Here is an 18,523-nt window from a genome sequence, read left to right as displayed (position 1 = left end):
GAGGTTAGCCTTTTAGCAAATCAGACACATCGGGGACAGGTCGCACTTCAACAGCCCCATAGCCATAGGCCACCAATGGTACTTTTTCTGCCCATTTGAGCGCTTCTTCCAGGTTTGCACATTCAAGAAGGTACCAGCCACCGATTTGCTCTTTTAGCTCAGCAAATGGGCCATCATGATATTTAATTTCATCATCATGTTTGCGCAAAGTGGTGGCTGTATCGGCGCGGTCAACAGGTTCACCTGCTACAAACACGCCTGCTTTCGATGCCTCTTCGCCAAATGTTGCATAGGCCATCATATAAGCTTTGAAGGTTTCGCTACCATATTCAGGTTGGTTGGCAGGATCGTGCGCAAGAAAAAGCGTATATTTCATTTTTGTCTCCAATTGATAAAGGTTCAATGATCTGAGCTCTATGCCCAATCATATAGGAGACGTGTGAAGACAACAAACTGCGTCAAAAAAAGAAAATTTAATTTGAAAAAGATCTCAACGCGCTGAAAAAGCTGAGACTTAGATGATCCGCGACTTGTGGTTTTCGCGGATCATTTTGATATGACAAGCACAGATTAGACCCAAAAATCAAATTTACGGATGCCACGTGTGGCTTCAACCAACTCGGCGCGGTTCATTTTCTGCATTTCTTCAAGTGACGGCATATTTTGTGCAGCTTCTAACTGGTCAGCAGCCTCTTGCGCCTCAACAAAGCAATCTTCAGATGAATAACGGAAGATCGATGTCATTTCACGCCATAATGCCAAAAGCGAGATAGTTGCCGGTTCAGTGTGGTCACCGGGTGTTATTGTTGCATTTGAATAACTCATTTTAATCTCCTGTTGAATTTGATATACAAATAACAGTTGATTTTGCATTTGAAAAACGAATATAACAAATACTGAACATTTGATTTTCAAATCACAAATCAAATTGCCCCAATCCCAAAGGGACTTGCCCATGAATATTGATATCGGAAATTTACGCGCATTTTGTGTCGTTGCAGAAAAAGAAAGCTTCACATTAGCAGGCGAGTTGCTCGGTGCGACGCAATCTACAATTTCCATGCGTGTTAAAAAACTCGAACAATTACTGGGCCAAAAGCTCTTTGAAAGCTCACCACATGGTGTGGAACTCACCAATTTTGGCACTGACTTTATGCCAAAAGCACTCGAACTATTGGGCGCACACGATAATACTCTCCATAGCGTTACTCATCAAAGTGAATTACAGAGCTTCCGCCTTGGAGTGACATATCATGGCATTGATCAAAATCTCAGGGAGTTATTGATTTCATTAAGAGAAACATTCCCGCAATATCGCCTTACGGTCAGCATTTTGAGTTCGGAAGAACTTTATGCCGGTCTTAGCCGCAACAAATTGGATGCGATTGTTGCAAAACGCATTTCTGGTGATCACAAAGGTGAGCGGCTGTTTGATGGCAACCTGACCTGGATGGCCGCGAAAGATTTTGTCTATAATCAAGATGAACCTTTGCCGTTGGTTTCCCTAGGGGCACCCTGCTCCATGCGCCAAATGGCCATTAATGTCCTCAATACAAATAAAATCAAATGGCAGGAAATTTTCATTGGTTCAAACGTCTTTGCAGTCAAAGCCGCACTCTCTGCTGGTTTGGGTATTGCATGTCTGGAACATCGCACTCTTCCAGATGATTGCAAAGTATTAGGCGCTGAAACGAAATTGCCAAAATTGGCCAAAACAGAATTTGTGTTGGAAGCAACATCCACCGCGCGTCGGCGCGATGAAGCGCTATTACAAGTTGTCACACATTTCTTCCAACGCCAAAACAGTTAATCCGATTGCTCAAATTGTCATTATTTCCTAAATCGAATATTCGCAGCTTCGTTGTAGTGTCGCCCTAGGACAACCGGAGTAGATCAAATGACAGTGAGCAAATTAAGCTCTCGAAAACGCAAACGGATGAAGATCAATGATGATTGCGGTATTGAAACTGCCAATCATTCATCACGCGGCCGATTGGTCAATGTGTCTGAATTGGGTCTGTGTGTTCAATTACAGCGCGCCATTCAGTTGCACGAAGGCACAAATATCAAGATTTTTACTGAGAGAGCGGGTAGCCTGTTTGGTAAAGTGATGTGGCAACACAAAAATATTGTCGGCATTGAGCTAGAATTGAGCTCAAACACTTACGCGAAAACACTGTCGCTTATTCGTGAGCCTGCAAAAGCTTAAATCTCAATCCAAATTACCCAATTCGTTTATATCGAGCGTTGATTTACTCGCTTCATGAGTGCTTCGGCGCTTTCAACGCGTTCTGAATAACGATCAACCAAATAGTCCGAACGTCCGCGCGTCAGATAGGTAAATTTGACCAATTCTTCACATACATCCACGATACGATTATAAAAACTTGATGGCTTCATACGATCATTGTCGTCAAATTCCATCCATGCTTTTGCAACCGATGACTGGTTTGGAATAGTAATCATACGCATCCAACGACCCAATATACGCATCTGATTGACCGCGTTAAAGCTTTGCGACCCGCCACAGACTTGCATGACAGCCAGCGTCTTGCCTTGCGTTGGCCGCACGGCGCCATCTGATAATGGTATCCAGTCGATCTGCGCTTTCATGATGCCAGTCATCGAGCCATGACGTTCTGGCGACACCCAGATCATTCCTTCAGACCATTTTGCAAGATCACGCAATTCCTGAACTTTATCACTGTCTTCAGCTTTAACGGAATCAGGCAAAGGCAAATCAACTGGGTTAAATATCTTAGCTTCACATCCAAGTGCTTCTAACAATCGCTTTGATTCTTCTGCAACAAGGCGCGAGAATGAACGATCGCGCAATGAGCCATATAATAAAAGTATGCGAGGTGGATGATCAAAATCATCAGTTTTTACAAGATCTTGCTGCTTGATTTGATGAAATTGATTCAACTCGACATTTTTGAGTTCGTCACTCATTTGACACGCTCACCATCTTCTTTGGTAAATTCTGACAGTTCATTGGCAAGCAATGGCAGAACTTCTTCAGATGGACGGCATAATTTCACACCCTTAGGTGAGCACACAATCGGCCGATTAACCAGAACAGGGTGCTCAAGCATAGCATCAAGAAGCGCCTCATCCGACACATTTTCATCTAGCAACCCCAATTCCTCTGCTGGTGATTTAGATGTACGTAACGCTTGTCTTGGGGTTAAATCTGCAGCTGCAAACAATGCCTGTAATTGTGGACGGGTCCACCCCTCTTGCAAATACTCAATCACGATAGGCTCTTCGCCGGAAGTTTTGATCATCTCCAACACGTTGCGCGATGTGCCACAGTCAGGATTATGGTGAATAACAATGCTCATAATATTACTTTCGTGAATTGGTTTATTGACAACAGGAAGCTGCTTTGGATGTTTTTGTGCTTTGACTTTGACAACCACACCCTTGTTCGCCTGCATCTTTGGCAAGCTCGTCTTGTCGGCAACATGCGTCTTCATTAACAGCAGCAGGTCCACCACAGCATGAATTTTCTCTTTGTGATGTTTCCGGGTTAAGATTATTCATTAAACATTCCTCGCTTCAACAACATTTCATGATTTTGGAAATTGCGGCCTGACAAGCCTCTGGGTCACCACCACAGCAATCTTCCATTAAAAATGACAAGAGCTCACTTAAGTTATCAAAGTCTATCGCATATCTGATAAAGCGCCCTTCGCGCGTACTTTGAAGTAAGCCAGCATTGGAGAGTACACTTAAATTAGAAGACATGGTGTTCTGCTTCACGCCAAGTTCATCAGCAATTTCACCAGCAAGCATACCTTTGCTACCGGCCTTAACCAACAACCTGAAAACCTCAAGGCGCGTTTCCTGCGCTAGGGCAGAAAAATGTGTGATTGCATCTTTAATATCCATATATCATGAATTATCGATATATTGATATTATGTCAAGAGACATTACAAAGAATCCTTCAAATTACTCACATAGCCGATAGCCGGACTTTCGGTAAGCAAGATCAAAGTGAAAATGATCTTGATGGCTTCCATCACTGCCTGGCCCAAGGACCGTTGTAAAATAAGCACATGCCCCGGCTCTCACCGCAGCACGAAACTGAGCCATTATATTTGCTTTACCAGCCAAATTATCGGCATTTGATGACACTTGGATGACAGTTTCATCTTCAAGTTCAAAACCTGTGATATCCACACCATTGGCAAAACCGTGCTCGCTGATTTTGCCACCTGGTTTATTGTTGCGTGTCCGGCAATGATAAGAAGTCGATGTTTTGAGTGATTTGAGATCTTGTTGGAAATATAGTTTTGATGACGGACGGACAATATTATTAATCCAGTCATCCATCGCAAGAACAACCTCGCACCTCAACGTCATTTCGCGCGAGAGCGATATGCCTTTGCTCAGGCTCTGTATATTTAAAGGCCGTTCAACGATACAACCTCTTTCATCCGCAATCGCCTCCATCAGGTTAAAAGCAATCTGGCGGCTTTTGAGCGCCTCTTCACATTGCTTTGCAATAGTTAAGTCGTATGGCGGTTTGTTTTTCGCCCCATCAAAGTGTGCGACAGTTTGGATTTTTTCGAGTTGGCCGGCTTGCATCTCTTCATATTCAAAAGATGGCGCTGGAACGGGCACTGGATCCCAGGATTCAACATCCTCAGCAAAAGCGTTTGAAGCATAGAATGCAGCTAAGCATGCAAAAATGACAGTCTTGAGTTTTGAATTAAAAATTATCCTTGCGCTTTCTGACTTCAGCGAAGACGTCCGCATCCTGTGCATCTTCCATATTTAAATATGAGCGAATAGCTCGATCCCCTGCCCGTAAAAAAGGATTTGTTGCAAGCTCGATCGACAACATAGTTGGCACAGTGCTTTGATCAGCGCGCCGCAGCGAAGCGACCAATTCGCTGCGATTTTGTAGTGCTTCATTTTCCGGGTCAACTGACAATGCAAATGCGACATTGGCCTGTGTATATTCATGTGCGCAGTAAATGATTGTATCTTCTGGCAAGCTCATCAACTTTTGCAAGGACTGCCACATCATTTCAGCACTACCTTCAAACAACCGCCCGCATCCCATCACAAATAAGGTATCGCCTGAAAACAAAACTTTACCATCTTCAATATAATAATTGAGCATATCCGTTGTATGCCCGGGGGTATGTATTGGCGTTACAGAATGACCGGCAAATTCGAAGTTATCACCTTCTTTGATCGCCTTATCTATGCCATCAATTGAAGAGCCGTAGTCTGGTCCTATGACAAGACATTCGGTTTTTTCTTTAATTTCCAAAAGATGGGACGTGTGATCAGCATGATGATGGGTGATCCACAATTCTGACAATCGCCAACCCTTTTCCTCAAGCGCTTTAAACATCGCATCGGCATCACCTGCATCTACGCAAGCGGTTTCACCTGTCTCATCTTCATGGACCAATACGCCGTAATTATCAGAGCGATAGGCAAATTGGTGAAAATGCAGCGCCATTACCAGCTACCTTCATTTTGCATTGATGCCCATGGCTCCTGAACTGGAAGTGCATCGCCCTCCTGCAAAAGCTCAATGGAAATATCATCAGGCGATTTCACAAATGCCATGCGACCATCACGCGGTGGACGATTTATCACAACACCCTGATCCATGAGTTTTTGACAGAATTCATAAATATTCTCGACTGTGTAGGCTAAATGTCCCCAGGAGCGACCCGTCTTATAGGTCTCATCACTTTCCCAATTATATGTTAGCTCAAGTGTTGGTGATTCATTCTTCTCAGCTTCAACCTGATCCTGGTCAGCCGATAAGAAAATCAGCGTAAACTTACCTTCTGGCACCTCTTTTCGTCGCACTTCAACAAGGCCCATTTTGTTGCACCAGAAGTCAAGAGATTGATCCAAATCAGTTATGCGGATCATTGTGTGTAAGTAACGCATTGTATTTATCGCCTTCTATTTGTATCAGTATTAGTCCTATATTGTCATAGTCACTGAGTGATTCAATATTAACTATTTAAAGCTAGCTTTAACGCAAGTATTGTCGGTTAAGAGCGTTTTTTGTTAATGGCACTAGTGAGTATTACAGGCTTATCCACCGCTCGCAATCTCAGTTTCTGTTTTCCACCTATTAATAGCGTGGTGCTAATGGATTTGGAGGTAAACACCGGCACAAAGATTGTTGGAGTGTATTTTGAGACTTGCAAATTTCTTCAGATCTAAACTGGGATCCCTTGTCGCAATTGCTGGAATTACGAGCCTATCCATTGCAGCAACCGTCGCGACTTATGAAAGTGTGCACTTCTGGAAAAACAAAGAATATCTGAGTGAATTAAACCAAAAGCTTTTAACCCGTGCGGAGCTTGCTGCAGATTATGCTATTATAAGTCTGAGCGAAACCGCTGAAGCAGGTTTTACCACATGCACTGATGTCAGCATGGGTGGTTTAGCTGAAACCATTTTCACAAAAAGCAATATCAAAGATATCGCAATTCTGGACACACAGGGAAATTCCGTTTGTTCTGTTATCAGTGGTCAACGTTCAACATACCCGATAGATATTTCACAAAAGAACAAATTTCCGACCTTAAATGATCGCATAAACTTTATCGAAGTCGGCACAGGGACAGATGGCTTGATCGGGATCACTTGGCAGTTTGCTGACTATGGTCTTATGGCGTTGATTAATATCGATACGCTGCTATTTGATATCTTCCCGATGGATTGGCGCGACAACTCAATTGCGACGATTGGATTTAATTCCAATGCATTGATTGGCACGCATGACAGCACCATGAGTGCTGATTTTATGAAAGACCCAAGCAAGGAATTTATCTCCTATCAAGCACAATCGACGCGCTATCCCCTCAATGCGCAATTAGCTGTGGAACTTGAGCAGTTGATTATGCACGACCGAGAAGATGAAAATTTCTTCATTGCAGGCGGTGGTTTTTTAGGGCTTTTGTTTGGTCTATTGGTTGCTCAGCTTCTGGCACGGCCCGAAAACCCAATTACAGAAATCAAACGCGGGATTGAGGGTAATGAATTTGTTCCCTTTGTCCAACCGTTATTTGACTTAAAAGATCTTAAAATCATCGGTGGTGAAGCCCTTATGCGCTGGCAAAAACCAGATGGATCCATGGTTCCGCCGTCTCAATTTATCACACTTGCGGAAGATAGTGGCTTAATTGTCCCGATGACGCGTTCAATCATCAAACAAACGCTAGAACATGTTGATGACATTTTGATCCGTGATCGCAGCTTAAAAGTCTCTTTTAACATCACACCGCAAGATCTAATAAGCGACGGGTTTATTGTCGATCTGGTTTCAATCGTATCTGCTAGTCGCGTTAAACCTGAGCAGATTGTTTTGGAGATCACAGAACGCCAGGAAATTAAAGACGAGCACAAAGCCGCGGGCGTTATTCAATCACTGAAAGCACTTGGCTATCGCATTGCGCTAGATGATACAGGAACAGGCCATAATGGTTTGTCCTATATTCAGGACCTGAACGCTGACATTATGAAGATTGATAAGAAATTTGTTGATTTCATTTCAGATGACGGCGGCACTGAAATTGTTCAAATGCTGGTTCAATTGGCAAAGCGTATGAAAATGCAAACAATCGCTGAAGGCATTGAGACAGCTGATCAGGCCCGCATTTTGAACGAACTTGGCGTTGATCAGGGGCAAGGCTATTATGTTGCAAAGCCACTTAAGCCTGAAGAGTTCTGCATGCAGGTTCGCAAGCAAGCGCTAAAGTAATCCAAAAAGAAAACACCGACACACGATAATGCACAAACTCTTCACAGCTTTGCGAAGAGACGTGATTTTCAATTGCACCTCGAATGCGCCATAAACAATCAAAGAGAATTAAAACTAAATCATTTCGTGGATCGCAAGTTACATTGGGGGTGCCATATGGCAAGCGTTAGAAACGTAAAATTTGAAGGCTCATTGAACGAAACACTGGTGGCAAGATTACATCTGCCTGAGGGCACCACGCATGCTTACGCTATATTTGCGCATTGTTTCACCTGCACAAAAGATATTCTAGCCGCACGCAAGATAGCCGATGAACTATCCAAGCGCGGGATCGCCCTCCTCCGCTTTGATTTTACCGGTTTGGGCGCATCATCTGGCAATTTTGAAAACACGACCTTTACCTCAAATATCGGAGATATTTTGGCAGCAGCACAGTTCTTACGCGCCAATTATGAAGCGCCAAAGATCCTCATCGGCCATTCATTGGGTGGCGCAGCGATCCTAGCCGCAGCAGGAGAAGTACCAGAAGCAAAAGCCGTTGCAACCATTGGTGCGCCGGCAGATGCTGACCATGTGATCCATAATTTTGGCTCACATCTCGATGAAATTGAAGAAAAGGGAATTGCAGAAGTTAAGCTTGCGGGGCGACCATTCTCGATCAAACATGAATTTGTTCAGGACCTTCGTTCGCATTCTGTGACCGTGGAAGAGCGCGTTGGCAAGATGAACAAGGCGCTGATGGTTTTACATTCGCCAATTGACGGCACCGTTGGAATTGAAAATGCTGCAAACATCTACACAGCTGCTAAACATCCCAAGAGCTTTGTTTCGCTTGATACAGCTGATCACTTGTTATCAAATGCCAAAGATGTTGCTTATGTTGCAGAGGTGATTTCAGCCTGGGCGACACGTTATGTAGATTATGATTATAAAGCGGCTCAAAACCCGATCCTTGAAGGTGCTGAGGTCAGCGAGACCAAGGATGGCAAATTCCAAAACTCTGTTCGTGTTGGCAAACATTCATTGATGGCAGATGAACCGGAATCAGTTGGTGGTCACGACACGGGCCCAAGCCCATATGATTATCTCAATGTGGCTCTGGGCGCATGTACGTCCATGACTATTCGCATGTATGCTGACTTTAAGAAAATCCCACTTGAGCGGGTTTCCGTCAACGTTACCCATAGCAAAACACACGCTGAGGATTGCGCAGAATGCAATCTTGACAACGATACGATTGGCAAGATTGATCGCTTTGAACGGAAGATCAAACTCGAAGGAGATTTTGATTCAGAAACACGCGATAAGATGTTGAAAATAGCGGATAAATGCCCTGTGCATAAAACGCTTGAGTCCCACTCGGCAATTGTCACCAAACTGGCTGAGTAACAGCTGAATGTATGAACAGATAAAGCCGTTGTAACAACCTCATCACAACGGCTTTTTAATATCCAAACAACCAAGCAACAAAGAAGAATAACGGATATGGCATCACGCCAAGGATTGCTGATAGAGCGAACCATTTCGCGGAGAACAATCCTGTAACCCCTGCCATGAATGCAATTCCCCCACCGCCGCCGATTACGGCATTACCGGGAATATTGAGCAAGGCGATGATACCCAAATAGCGATATCTCATAAGCGCGACGCTCCACTTTTTGGATACACCTTGCATCATATGATCAAGCTTTTCCTGCTGGTTCATATCCTGAAGTTTAAGCAAGAATTTAGATGCTTTTTCTAATCCAAACCAGTTGAGCAATTTTGCCAGCTTTTGCTTGGATACAAACTTACCGACCAAAAAGGATGTGATCAGCCCTGAAGCTGAGACAAGCACAATTAAAGGGGCGATTTCACCTCCCAAAACGATTAATAATCCAAAACCAATTTCAGATGCTGGTACGAAAGGCAATCCAGAGGTGATGTAATAGACGACAAATACTGGCACCAACAACCAAAATAATGGCAATGTTGATGCGGATTGCGCGTCTAAACGTAACGAGGAGAACATCCAATTACCACAGACAACACCTCCAGCCATCAGACCGAAATAAACCAAGACGATCAGTAATGATTTGACGCTTATCTTTTTTAGAAAATTGATGACCAGCCCCCTTTGAAGAATTACTCTTCTACTTCCGTAATTTCATATTCGCGAGGAATGCCTTGTGTTATCTCAAACCATTTTGATGCCTTAGTGCGCTTTTGATGCGCATCAAACGATGCTTGATCTTGAAACACCTCAGCCACCATCAATCGGTTTTTAATCTGTTCTGAAGGCACAACTTCAAAAGAAATACATCCTTCTTCCGCGTGGGTGAGCGCGATATGCTCAGGCAATGCTTGCATTACACTTTCCCACCGCTCCTGCGGTACGTCTAAATGTCCGGTTAGATGGATCTTCATACAAATACTTTCTTTAAATTATGCCGGTATGTCTATGCATTACATTTTTTCGATCACATGCATAGTCGCTCACCCAAAGAACCAGACAAACAAATTCGTGTCTTTTAGATGCTTTTGTCGGCAAAAACGCGATTTGTCTTTATTTATCTAATTAACGTCTTTTTCAGGCAAGAGTTTTGATGATTCTGAGCCTACATTCACCTCAACATAAAATCCAGGGAGCTGAATATGGCCTTTAAAACCGATATTGAAATAGCGCGCGAAGCTAATAAAAAACCAATTCAAGAGATTGGTGCAAAACTTGGCATTCCGTCTGAAGATCTTTTACCTTTTGGCCATGACAAAGCTAAAGTTTCTGCTGAATTCATTAAAGCTCAAGAGGGCAAAAAGGACGGCAAGCTTATTCTTGTAACTGCCATCAATCCAACACCTGCTGGTGAAGGTAAAACCACAACAACAGTTGGTCTTGGCGATGGCTTGAACGCTATTGGTAAGAATGCAGCCATTTGTATTCGTGAAGCTTCTTTGGGCCCATGCTTTGGTATGAAGGGTGGCGCTGCTGGTGGTGGTTACGCGCAAGTGGTGCCAATGGAGGACATGAACTTGCATTTTACAGGTGATTTCCATGCCATCACTTCTGCACACAACCTTTTATCTGCCATGATTGATAACCACGTTTATTGGGGTAATGAGCAGCAAATTGATATTCGCCGTATCGCATGGCGTCGAGTGATGGACATGAATGATCGCGCTCTGCGCCAAATCACAGCTTCTTTGGGTGGTGTAGCAAACGGTTTCCCACGTGAAGCTGGCTTCGATATCACCGTTGCGTCTGAAGTTATGGCGATCTTGTGTCTTTCCAATAATCTGGAAGATCTACAAAAGCGTCTTGGTGACATCATCGTAGCTTACCGCCGTGATCGTACCCCTGTTTACTGCCGCGATATTAAAGCTGATGGCGCAATGACCGTTCTTCTAAAAGACGCCATGCAGCCAAACCTTGTTCAAACGCTTGAGAATAACCCTGCCTTTGTGCACGGTGGTCCTTTTGCCAATATTGCGCATGGTTGTAACTCTGTTGTTGCCACTAAAACAGCGCTTAAACTTGCTGATTATGTTGTGACCGAGGCCGGATTTGGCGCAGACCTTGGTGCAGAGAAGTTCATGAACATCAAATGCCGCAAAGCTGGTATTTCACCAGATGCAGTTGTTCTTGTTGCTACGGTTCGCGCTATGAAAATGAATGGTGGCGTTGCGAAAGCCGACCTTGGCGAAGAAAATGTCGATGCTGTTGGATCAGGTTGTGCAAACCTTGGCCGCCACATTGAAAACGTCAAATCATTTGGTGTGCCTGTCGTGGTTGCCATCAATCACTTTGTGACGGACACAGATGCTGAAGTTCAAGCGGTTAAAGACTATGTCGCAAGCCTAGGGACTGAAGCCATCCTTTGTAAGCACTGGGCACATGGTTCTGAAGGTGTGAAAGACTTAGCTGAACAAGTGGTCAAAATGGCTGAAAGCGAAATGGCAGCATTCCACCCGCTTTATCCTGATGATATGCCATTGTTTGAAAAAGTAGAAACTATTGCAAAACGCATCTACCGCGCTGACGAAGTGCTCGCTGATAAGAAAATTCGTGATCAGCTTAAAGCTTGGGAAGCTGATGGTTATGGCAACTTGCCCGTTTGCATGGCGAAAACTCAGTATTCGTTCTCAACAGATCCAAACTTGCGCGGTGCGCCAACTGGCCACTCTTTGCCAGTTCGTGAAGTACGCCTCTCAGCTGGTGCCGGCTTCATCGTGGTGATCTGTGGTGAGATCATGACGATGCCGGGCCTACCGCGCGTTCCATCAGCTGAGCAAATCATGCTCAATGATGAAGGCTTGATCGAAGGCTTGTTCTAAGGTCACCCATAATATTTAGAGTAAACCTTCCGTCATTCATTTTGGCGGGAGGTTTGATTGTTTTTGTAGTGACAGACGCTCCATGACAGCAACACATGACAGACAGCTAGATCATCATCATATCCTCTTTCGCGATGAGATTGCAGGAACAACTCTTTCATTCCAAAATCCAGTTGAGATCATCAGTGCGGATACGCCTGACGAATTGTTTGATATCTTTAAAGTGATTGATGAATACCAGGCACACGGTTACTGGATTGCTGGCTCAATGAGCTATGAGGCCGGATATTGCTTTGAAGATAAATTAAAGAAACAAATCCCGCAAAACCGTCGCGCAAAACTTGCACAGTTTGGGATTTTTGAGGCTCCTTCCCGCAAGCTGGAAAACGTCCCCCACGGCACAAGCCACGCCTCAAGCCAGGAACCGACTTATTTCAGCCCACCGCAACCAGTATGGGAATTTGAAAATTACCAGCAGAAATTTGATATGCTGGCCCATCACATGCGAGTTGGCGATTGCTATCAAGGAAATTTAACATTTCCAATGAATGCTGAGTGGCAAGGTAATCCGTTTGAAATTTTCGAAAAACTTGCAGCTATTCAACCGGTTAATCATGCAGCTTATGTTGATCTTGGTGGTCCGATCATCTTATCGCGCTCACCTGAATTGTTTTTTCAGATAGATCACAAGGGCAATATCGAATCGCGCCCTATGAAGGGTACAGCGCCACGCGGCAAATCCCCTTCAGAGGACAAAGCCATTCAGGATGCTCTATTGGCCAGCACCAAAGACCTGAGCGAAAACATTATGATCGTGGATCTTTTGCGAAACGACATTTCTCATATTTGTGAGGCCGGATCTGTTCACGTGCCGCAAGTGCACGAATTAAAGACCTACGCAACAGTGCACCAACTTGTTAGCCGAGTTCGTGGCAAGCTTTCACCTGGGGTGAATTTCGCTGATATTGTAAAAGCTATTTTTCCTTGCGGTTCGATCACCGGTGTGCCCAAAATGCGCGCGATGGAAATTCTAAACCAACTAGAGGATTTAGCGCCGCGCGAAGCTTATTGTGGTGCGATAGGATGGATTAGCCCGATGGGTGTAATGCAGTTTAATGTGCCAATCCGCACGATAAGCCTGTATGATGATAACACAGCGCAATTTAATGTGGGCGGTGGTGTGACGCTGGAATCAACCGCTGAGCTGGAGTATGAGGAATGTCTGACCAAAGCCAAATTTGCCATGGAACTGGCGGCAACCTTTCGCTCATAGAAACACTTCGATATGAAGTGGAAAATGGTTTCATCCGAAAATCCGCGCACCTTGAACGCATGTCACGCTCAGCCGCCTTCTTTGAGTTTGATACTCATCCCGACGCCTTTGCCGACGCTTTAGATATCAAACCCGAACAAACATCGCGTGTACGTCTTGAACTCTTTAAAGACGGCACCTTGGAAACGGCTTTTGTGCCATTTGAAAAACAAGCAGATGACACGCAGTGGACAATTGCAATTGCAGAAACGAAAATTGATTCAACAAATATGCTCTTTGGGCACAAAACCTCCATGCGTGATGTCTATCAAACAGCGCGTGCTGAATTTGCTCCAGAAGACATTAATGAAGTTATTCTTTGCAATGAAAAGGGTCAAATCTGCGAAGGAACGATTACCAATATTTTCATACGCATGGGCGGTGATAAATTGCTCACCCCTCGCCTTGATTGCGGATTATTGCCCGGGGTTTTCCGCCAGCATCTTTTAAAGACCGATCAAGCGCAAGAAGCAGTTCTAACGATTAATGACTTACATAATGCAGACGATATTTTTGTTGGCAATTCATTACGCGAATTAATCAAAGCAAAATTAGTCAAAACCTGCTAATCGCCGTCAAAATTCTAAATGTTCATTGTATCATTTTTTGGAACAGTGTACACCATTAGCACTATCTTATCATCATAATTCGAACTTGCTATGTTACTCCTCGCAACAAAGAGGAGGATCATCATGGCAACAAACAATCAAGCAATCATCGCAGCAAAACATCCAGCCAAAGTCGATTTGGAAGAAGGCAAAGATTATTACTGGTGTCAGTGTGGCCGATCAAAATCGCAACCATTTTGTGATGGATCGCATGCTGGAACTGGCATTACACCCAAGAAGTTTAACGCGGAAAAAACCGGTACTGCTGCGTTATGTCAGTGCAAATCTAGCGCCAACGCTCCGTTTTGCGATGGTACTCACGCCCAACTTGGCGATTTAAATGTCGGTGATAATGCGCCGAAACCAAAAACCAAAGATGGTGCCCCAGATGCAGTTCCAACACCAGAAGAGCCAACTGTTGCGCGTATTCATGAGCTTGCCCGCGATGGCTTATCCAAATTAGGTCATCATGGAGAGATGGGTTCAATGGGTGTGCCGCGTAAAGACTTACCGCATTGGGATGACATTTTGGTTTTGCCAGCGCAGATGGCGCGCAAGCCGCTTTTGGATGATGTGCCGGTTAAAACCGAAGTTATGATCGGTCCACGCGCTGAAAAACCGCTTCAATTAGATATCCCACTATTTGTCTCTGATATGAGCTATGGTGCACTATCAGAAGAAGCAAAAACCGCGTTATCGCGCGGTGCGCAATTGGCTGGCACAGGCATCTGTTCAGGTGAAGGCGGCATGTTGCCAGAAGAACAAGCGGAAAATAGTCGCTATTTTTATGAGCTTGCCTCTGCGCAATTTGGCTGGAAGCCCGAGCTTGTTGAAAAGGTACAGGCTTTTCACTTTAAAGGTGGACAAGGTGCAAAGACCGGTACGGGTGGGCATCTGCCTGGCGATAAAGTGCAAGGTAAAATCGCGGAAGTTCGCGGCTTGGAGCCAGGCCAAAGTGCGATATCTCCTGCCACCTTCCCTGATTTGAAAACGCCAAGTGATTTTAAGAAGATCGCTGATGAAGTGCGTGAACGCTCCGGAGGCATACCAATTGGGTTCAAACTATCCGCTAACCACATTGAGGATGACATTGATTTTGCGCTTGAAGCCAGTGCTGATTATATCATCTTAGATGGTCGTGGTGGCGGCACAGGTGCTGCGCCGCTTATCTTCAGGAACCATATCTCAGTTCCAACAATCCCTGCCCTTGCACGAGCTCGCAAGCATTTAGACCAACGCACCGGACGCGATGTAACACTTGTGATTACCGGTGGTTTGCGCGTGGCCGAAGACTTCGTCAAAGCCATGGCACTCGGTGCTGATGCAATCGCTGTATCAAATTCCGCCATGCAAGCTGTTGGTTGTATTGCAGCGCGCATGTGTAATTCCAACAATTGCCCAGCTGGTATAGCAACGCAAAAGCCGGAACTAAGGGCGCGGTTAAACGTGCAAAATGGTGCAGAAAAATTAGCACGGTATTTCGGGGCAAGTGTTGAACTGATGCAAGTTCTAGCGCGCGCGTGCGGTCACGATGATTTACGAGACTTATCAATAAACGATATTACAACTTGGAAACGTGAAATGGCTGATTTGAGCGGTGTAAGATTTGCGGGTGTTAGGCCAGAATTGAGTTGAAATAGCCACATAAAAACCCACCGGGAATAGCTCTCGGTGGGTTTAAAGTTGAGAATGCATTGATTTACCAGCCGAAGGTAAAGGTCGCACCTGCACCATTATTGCCGTTTTGGCTCACATGTGAATTGGTGTTTTTGCCAAACTGGAACAAACCGTGCGAGTTGTTGTTGCCTGTTTGTTGAATTGAACCATTATGTCCATTACCGTGTTGATGGACTATACCCTGATTGCCGTGGCCATTTTGTGCAACCCCTGCCGTGTTACCATTGCCTTTTTGGATGATGCCACCTTGCGATTTTATCCCTTTGTAAAGTGAGTAAAATGCCAATCCAGTTTTGATGGCTTGTTCATCTTTCGCATTTTGTGCATTTATTTGAAATTGAATTTGTCCACCCGCCTGTGCCGGCATTGCAAGCGTTGCAAAAATTGTTGCTGATGCAATTGTGGATATGATGAATTTTGTAATTTTTTTCGTCATGGTCTGTTTCCTCACGTAATAATTTGATTGTGATTAAGACCTTAAACAACGCACACTGAATGCAATCAGAACCAAATATTCATATTCCATTAACCATAAAATATTTTAGCTAAAATATTGAAATAAAATAAAAAAGCCCCGCAAGATACGGGGCTTTCAATCTCTGTTTGGAGCCTTACTTAGCGAAATGTTGTTTGGCATTCAGCGACTTCATTTTCAAAGATGATATGTAAATTTGCATCATAAGATTTTGCACCGCGGCTAAGCACCACCTGGCTTAAAACTTGTGGCTCATCACCCAAGGTTTGGAACGACCCACCTTGATTGATATTTACACCGCCACCGTTGGATACACCAAACTGATAGCTGCCAATGCCGCCTTGATCAGACAAATATTTGGCCTGTACGTGCAATACATTTCCATCCTTAACCGTTTCAATCTGACATTTTGCATCCTGGGTGGTCTCCAGTGCATTTACCCCGACAACGGAGTAACCAACAACCGCTGGCAACAACATGCTGGCAATGAACCCGCCCTGGATTATTTTGCTTCTCATAATCATTGTTTTGTCTCCTTTATCTCTCCGATGGCATTTGTTTTGATTTGCAATGCCACCGGGAATTATTGTTCGCCATTAAGGGCAAACTTGAACAAATGCGGCTGTATTGCCGGCGCCATTTTGAGCAACCTCGGCTGAACAACCGTTACCAATTTGAACGCCAGCAGCGACATTGCCGTGACCATCTTGTGAAAGGATTGAGGTATGGTTTGCACCAAATTGGCCAACACCTGCTGTGTTAAAGCTACCTAGTTGATCGGTGGTTGAGTGATGGTTGAAACCTTCTTGGCCTGAACCTGCAACGTTATGATTTCCATCTTGAGTGCTCGCAACTGTGTTGTTACCGCCATTTTGAAAAACGCCGATAATATTGTGCCAGCCCTGCTGTCCACCACCTGCAGAATTGCCAAAACCAAATTGTTGGATTGAGACATCATTGGCCATGCTTGGCGCAATCAAGGTGCCTAAAACAAGCGCTGTAGAGATGATAAGTTTGCGTGTCATGAGTGTGTTCCTTCGAATTTTGTTAAACTTGCGTAACTTGCAATTCGGTTATAGGAACCTGTGCTTGAACTTTATCTGAAAGGCGCGTTCATTTAATGTTCATGGAATATGAAGTTTCAACAACTCGTTGTTTTAAAATACTTAATCCCATAAAATTCCATATTCTCGTTTCGGCATCTTCCTACCAAAACAAATTTTATTACCTAAAAAGATGACAACTTGAACATTTGCAATTAGTGTAACAAACTACTTTTAATTGAATTTGTTTAACGCGTGGGGAGTTACAAATGGCGAAAAAAAGTGTTGTGGGTAAAAACATCATCATCTGTTGCGATGGCACAGGTAACAAGCCATCTAATGGAGAAGCTTCAAACGTTTATGATCTCGTTGAACTTCTAAAAGACAAAGAAAATCAAATTGTGTTTTATGACACAGGGCTTGGGACGGAATATGCACCAGGTAAACAAACTGGCATGGCAAAGGTCATAAACAGAACCTACGGCTTGGCTTTTGCAGTTGGTTTGCAACGGAACATAAAAGATGCTTACGGCTTCTTGGTGGATCACTATGAACCAGGAGATAAGATCTACATTTTTGGATTTAGTCGGGGTGCCTACACAGCACGTGCTATTATTGGCATGTTGAATCAGATGGGATTGCTGAAAAAAACTGGCAAAAACCTCATTCACTACGCCGCCTCAGCCTATATGAAACAAGGTAAAATTCCCTGGGCTGATCTCAAATCCTTCCAAAGCCGACTTTGTCAGTATGATGTAGATAAAGACCGCAAGTTTGAGGTCCCCATCGAGTATGTTGGCCTTTGGGATACAGTAAAATCCGTTGGCATTCGTCACAATGGGACAAAACTTGCCTATACGCGCAAATTACCCAGCGTTAAAACTGTTCGACATGCAGTCGCATTGGATGAAAAACGCACCAAATTTCGTCCCAATCACATTACTGCGCTTGGTTGGCTTGAAGGTTCGGCACAAACAATGTGGTTTCAAGGGGTTCATTCTGACATCGGCGGTGGATATCCAGAAGACGAACGCGGCTTGTCTGACCACACTATGCGATGGATTTTGCAAGAGGCAATTTCGTGCGGCCTGAATGCCAAAATTAAGGATTTGGATAAAATGATATCGCAACGCAAATCAAATGCTGTTAGCGACCGAGAATATTATAAACAACACAATTCCCTGACTTTAGGCTGGAAATTACTTGGGTGGTGGAAACGAAAATTGCCAGAACGCGCCTGGTTTCATGAAACGGCTATTGAACGGCTGAATTTCACCAAAGCAAAACTTTTTTTGACCGCACCAAAAACATTGAAAAAATCGAAAACGGTCAGGCCAAGTTGCTAG

At 44.2% G+C, this 18,523-nt stretch carries 22 protein-coding genes; 9 read left to right on the top strand and 13 right to left on the bottom strand.

The genetic code is table 11. The annotated features are described in order from the left end of the window. Positions 1-4: 4 nt before the first annotated feature. Positions 5-376: a YciI family protein gene (locus tag ACZ1GZ_RS11215; protein WP_472664964.1), complete on the bottom strand. Its 372-nt coding sequence runs from the start codon at positions 374-376 to the stop codon at positions 5-7. A gap of 194 nt (positions 377-570) precedes the next feature. Continuing rightward, positions 571-825: a hypothetical protein gene (locus tag ACZ1GZ_RS11210; RefSeq protein ID WP_472664963.1), complete on the bottom strand. Its 255-nt coding sequence runs from the start codon at positions 823-825 to the stop codon at positions 571-573. Positions 826-955: 130 nt separating this feature from the next. Here ACZ1GZ_RS11210 and ACZ1GZ_RS11205 point away from each other — a divergent pair, with 130 nt between their 5' ends. Then, the gene (locus ACZ1GZ_RS11205; protein ID WP_472664962.1) at positions 956-1,810 is read left to right on the top strand and encodes a LysR family transcriptional regulator; all 855 of its coding nucleotides are present in this window, start codon (positions 956-958) and stop codon (positions 1,808-1,810) included. 87 nt (positions 1,811-1,897) lie between these two features. After that, a complete protein-coding gene (locus ACZ1GZ_RS11200) occupies positions 1,898-2,209 on the top strand; it encodes a PilZ domain-containing protein (protein WP_472664961.1) in 312 nt (103 codons plus the stop codon). Positions 2,210-2,235: 26 nt separating this feature from the next. On the opposite strand, the gene arsH is transcribed toward ACZ1GZ_RS11200, so the two are convergent. The 6 genes from arsH to ACZ1GZ_RS11170 form a co-directional block, all read right to left on the bottom strand. Then, entirely contained in the window at positions 2,236-2,952 is a 717-nt protein-coding gene (gene arsH / locus ACZ1GZ_RS11195; protein WP_472664960.1) for an arsenical resistance protein ArsH, read from the bottom strand. Next, positions 2,949-3,344 (bottom strand): arsenate reductase (glutaredoxin), encoded by a 396-nt coding sequence (arsC, locus tag ACZ1GZ_RS11190; protein ID WP_472668283.1) that lies wholly within the window; start codon positions 3,342-3,344, stop codon positions 2,949-2,951. The genes arsH and arsC overlap by 4 nt, the downstream gene beginning before the upstream one ends. 217 nt (positions 3,345-3,561) lie before the next feature. Then, positions 3,562-3,894 (bottom strand): ArsR/SmtB family transcription factor, encoded by a 333-nt coding sequence (locus ACZ1GZ_RS11185; RefSeq protein ID WP_472664959.1) that lies wholly within the window; start codon positions 3,892-3,894, stop codon positions 3,562-3,564. Positions 3,895-3,955: 61 nt separating this feature from the next. Continuing rightward, on the bottom strand, positions 3,956-4,765 hold the full coding sequence (locus ACZ1GZ_RS11180) for an extensin-like domain-containing protein (RefSeq protein ID WP_472664958.1): 810 nt from the start codon (positions 4,763-4,765) through the stop codon (positions 3,956-3,958). Beyond that, the gene (gene gloB / locus ACZ1GZ_RS11175) at positions 4,719-5,483 is read right to left on the bottom strand and encodes a hydroxyacylglutathione hydrolase (RefSeq protein WP_472664957.1); all 765 of its coding nucleotides are present in this window, start codon (positions 5,481-5,483) and stop codon (positions 4,719-4,721) included. Before gloB ends, ACZ1GZ_RS11180 begins: the two co-directional genes overlap by 47 nt. After that, positions 5,483-5,926, bottom strand: coding sequence for a VOC family protein (locus ACZ1GZ_RS11170; RefSeq protein ID WP_472664956.1), 444 nt, complete (start codon positions 5,924-5,926; stop codon positions 5,483-5,485). Before ACZ1GZ_RS11170 ends, gloB begins: the two co-directional genes overlap by 1 nt. Before the next feature lie 253 nt (positions 5,927-6,179). Here ACZ1GZ_RS11170 and ACZ1GZ_RS11165 point away from each other — a divergent pair, with 253 nt between their 5' ends. After that, complete coding sequence (locus ACZ1GZ_RS11165) at positions 6,180-7,751, top strand: EAL domain-containing protein (RefSeq protein ID WP_472664955.1); 1,572 nt, start codon at positions 6,180-6,182, stop codon at positions 7,749-7,751. Between the two features lie 156 nt (positions 7,752-7,907). Then, entirely contained in the window at positions 7,908-9,140 is a 1,233-nt protein-coding gene (locus ACZ1GZ_RS11160; protein ID WP_472664954.1) for a bifunctional alpha/beta hydrolase/OsmC family protein, read from the top strand. A 55-nt stretch (positions 9,141-9,195) separates the two neighbouring features. On the opposite strand, the gene ACZ1GZ_RS11155 is transcribed toward ACZ1GZ_RS11160, so the two are convergent. Together ACZ1GZ_RS11155 and ACZ1GZ_RS11150 are read right to left on the bottom strand one after the other, a co-directional pair. Beyond that, positions 9,196-9,792 (bottom strand): hypothetical protein, encoded by a 597-nt coding sequence (locus tag ACZ1GZ_RS11155; RefSeq protein ID WP_472664953.1) that lies wholly within the window; start codon positions 9,790-9,792, stop codon positions 9,196-9,198. A gap of 83 nt (positions 9,793-9,875) precedes the next feature. Next, positions 9,876-10,157, bottom strand: a complete 282-nt coding sequence (locus ACZ1GZ_RS11150; protein WP_472664952.1) for a putative quinol monooxygenase — start codon at positions 10,155-10,157, stop codon at positions 9,876-9,878. 228 nt (positions 10,158-10,385) lie between these two features. Between ACZ1GZ_RS11150 and ACZ1GZ_RS11145 the strand changes: the two genes are divergently transcribed. From ACZ1GZ_RS11145 to ACZ1GZ_RS11130, 4 genes are all read left to right on the top strand, one after another. Continuing rightward, a complete protein-coding gene (locus ACZ1GZ_RS11145) occupies positions 10,386-12,062 on the top strand; it encodes a formate--tetrahydrofolate ligase (protein ID WP_472664951.1) in 1,677 nt (558 codons plus the stop codon). 82 nt (positions 12,063-12,144) lie between these two features. Then, positions 12,145-13,335, top strand: coding sequence for an aminodeoxychorismate synthase component I (locus tag ACZ1GZ_RS11140; RefSeq protein ID WP_472664950.1), 1,191 nt, complete (start codon positions 12,145-12,147; stop codon positions 13,333-13,335). Further along, on the top strand, positions 13,281-13,943 hold the full coding sequence (locus ACZ1GZ_RS11135; RefSeq protein ID WP_472664949.1) for an aminotransferase class IV family protein: 663 nt from the start codon (positions 13,281-13,283) through the stop codon (positions 13,941-13,943). The genes ACZ1GZ_RS11140 and ACZ1GZ_RS11135 overlap by 55 nt, the downstream gene beginning before the upstream one ends. A 123-nt stretch (positions 13,944-14,066) precedes the next feature. Further along, a complete protein-coding gene (locus ACZ1GZ_RS11130; RefSeq protein ID WP_472664948.1) occupies positions 14,067-15,617 on the top strand; it encodes a glutamate synthase-related protein in 1,551 nt (516 codons plus the stop codon). Between the two features lie 64 nt (positions 15,618-15,681). Here ACZ1GZ_RS11130 and ACZ1GZ_RS11125 read toward each other — a convergent pair whose 3' ends face one another. The 3 genes from ACZ1GZ_RS11125 to ACZ1GZ_RS11115 form a co-directional block, all read right to left on the bottom strand. Continuing rightward, positions 15,682-16,095: a curlin gene (locus ACZ1GZ_RS11125; RefSeq protein ID WP_472664947.1), complete on the bottom strand. Its 414-nt coding sequence runs from the start codon at positions 16,093-16,095 to the stop codon at positions 15,682-15,684. 179 nt (positions 16,096-16,274) lie between these two features. Continuing rightward, positions 16,275-16,652: a curli-like amyloid fiber formation chaperone CsgH gene (gene csgH / locus ACZ1GZ_RS11120; protein WP_472664946.1), complete on the bottom strand. Its 378-nt coding sequence runs from the start codon at positions 16,650-16,652 to the stop codon at positions 16,275-16,277. 78 nt (positions 16,653-16,730) lie between these two features. After that, entirely contained in the window at positions 16,731-17,159 is a 429-nt protein-coding gene (locus ACZ1GZ_RS11115; RefSeq protein WP_472664945.1) for a curlin, read from the bottom strand. A 287-nt stretch (positions 17,160-17,446) separates the two neighbouring features. Here ACZ1GZ_RS11115 and ACZ1GZ_RS11110 point away from each other — a divergent pair, with 287 nt between their 5' ends. Beyond that, entirely contained in the window at positions 17,447-18,523 is a 1,077-nt protein-coding gene (locus ACZ1GZ_RS11110; protein WP_472664944.1) for a DUF2235 domain-containing protein, read from the top strand.

The organism is Lentilitoribacter sp. JB5-8 (genome assembly GCF_055693385.1).
Note: the sequence above shows the minus strand (reverse complement) of the source record. Positions and strands in the feature narration are given on the sequence as shown.